General features: G+C 61.9%; 1 protein-coding gene. It reads right to left on the reverse strand.

The features are described 5' to 3' along the window. Positions 1-2356 (reverse strand): TonB-dependent receptor domain-containing protein (locus ACTHJR_RS18665; RefSeq protein ID WP_440524928.1); only part of this gene is annotated, 2356 nt, incomplete at both ends.

The following is a 2356-nucleotide window of genomic DNA, read 5'->3' on the forward strand; positions in this document are numbered from 1 at the left end:
GTTGGCGCAATCGCCCTTCACGCCACCGTAGTCGACCGACGCCATGTCGTACCCGCTGGTGTAGTTCACCGTGCCGGTCAGCGACGTGTCGCCGAAGTCGAGCGTGTTGACCCAGGTCCCGCGCCACTTCGGCGCACCCGAGCACGACGTGATGTCGCACGGGCTGAGAGTGCCGTCATAACGCTGGACGCTGCCGCCGATATCCTTCTCAAGCTTGATCAGATACGATGCGTCGACCCGACTGGTGAAGGTGATGTTGCTGCTGATCGGGAAGCGCGCGGTGCCCGAGAAATCGAGGCCCGACGCGGTCTCCGAATTGGCGTTGACGAACGAATATTGGATGAAGCCCAGCAGCGGCAACGCGGTGGGATGATCCGGATCCGCGACGCCCTTGATCACCGTCAGGCCCGGAATGTTCACCACACCGTTGTTGGAATAATAGGCATCCACCACGCCCGAATAATCAGGATTGGTGATCAGTCCCTTGATCTTGATGTGCCAATAGTCCGCGGTGAACGAGAAGTTGCGGGTCGGCTCGATGACGATACCGCCGGTATAGGACGTCGACTTTTCGGGCTTCAGCGACGGATTGCCGATCGCGGTCAGACCATAGGAATAGGGCTGAGTCGCGTAGGCATTATTGCCGTGCGCGGCGAGGAAAGCGGCACCGCCGGCCACCGAGCTATCGACGGTATGCGTGATATAACCGGTCGTCGGCAGACCATAAGCCTCATTGAAGCTCGGAATGCGGAAGCCCTTCGAGAAGGTGCCGCGCAGCTTGATCTGCTTGATCGGCTTGAAGATCGCCGTGAACTTCGGGGAGAAGTTCTTCTGGCCCGACGAATAATCGTCATACCGGCCCGAAACGTTCAGGCTGAGCATGTCGACCACCGGCGCTTCGACTTCGAAGAAGGCCGACTTGACGTTGCGGCTGCCGGTCGCGCCCACCGCGTTGATGCTGTAATAGCGGTCGGCGGGATTGACCTCATTGGCCGGATTGGCGCTCGGGTTGTTGATCGATTCCTTGCGGTACGAGACCCCGACCGCCGCCGACAGCGCGCCGCCCGGCAGCTGGAACAGATCCTTCGAGAGGGTTGCCTGAACCTGCCACAGGTTCGACCGCGAATCGGTCGACTGGGTCGGCGCGATATAGTCGCGCATCGTCTGCGTCATCGCCGACGGATTGAGGAAGTTGAAGCTTCCATCGTTGATCACGTCGACCAGATGCTGCGCATACAGGAAGTTCTTGTTGGTGATCTTGAGGTCGACCTGGGACCAGGTGAAGTCCGCCGCGTAACGCCAGTTGTCACCGAACGACCCGTTGACGCCGGCCGACGCACGATAGGTCCGGGCGTCCGACAGCGTGATGCGCGGCTGGTCATAACGATAATTGACCCGCGCGAACTGGCCGCTTGCCGCATAGGGGTTGTTCGGGTTGAGCGTGCCGTTGGCCGAGGTGCAGGCGACGGTCGTGCCACGGGGGCAGACATAGACCGGCAGCAACACCGGGCTCAGGGTGAACTGCGTCCCGCCCGCCGCCGTCTGGCCGGCGAAGTTCAGCGGCGCGATCGAGCTGTCGGTCTTGGTCTGGTAGAAATTGAACATCGCATAGGCCTGTGCCCTGCTGCCCAGATTGACCGTGCCGCGAACCGTCGCACCGAGGCGCTGCACGCTCGGCTGCTCTTCCAGATAACGGTTGACATTATCCTGCTGGCATTGCTGCGCCCCATTCGTGACGCCGGTATAGCCGACATTGTTGAACGTGTACGTGCCGTCTCCGTTGTCCTTGAAGGACGGTGCCGTCGAGCCCTGCTGAGCGGCGTTCAATGTCACCGACGTCAAGTTGCCGCAGCCGGCAGCCGGATTGGCGAGCTGCCACGGACCCAGCGCCACCGTCCCCGGGGCGAAGGTGTGGCTGGTGCCGCCGGGATCGACGAAAGTGAGCGACGTCGTGTTGTAGGGGCGGATGATCGGAACCATGGTCGAGCCGACGCCGGGGAACGAACCGTCGCCTTGGATGCCGTTGACCACACCGTTGTTGAGGCAGCTGCCCGGCGCGTTACAGATCGCGCTGAGGTCCGCTCCGTTGAACGGATATTTGCGATCGCGCGCGTAGAGCGGGTCGTTCTTCTGATATTCGACGTTGGCGTAGATGTTGAAGCCCTGCTCGTTGAGCTTACCGTAGCCCACCGTGCCGCTCAGGCGACGCTCGCCTGCATCGCCATATTCCGAAATGCCGGCCGACCCGTCGAGATGGATGCCGGTGATTTCCTTCTTGACGATGACGTTGACCACGCCCGCCACGGCGTCGGCGCCGTAGGTCGACGAGGCGCCGTCCTGCAGCACTTCGATACGG

It is taken from the genome of Sphingomonas sp. (assembly GCF_051962185.1).
Taxonomy (GTDB): domain Bacteria; phylum Pseudomonadota; class Alphaproteobacteria; order Sphingomonadales; family Sphingomonadaceae; genus Sphingomonas.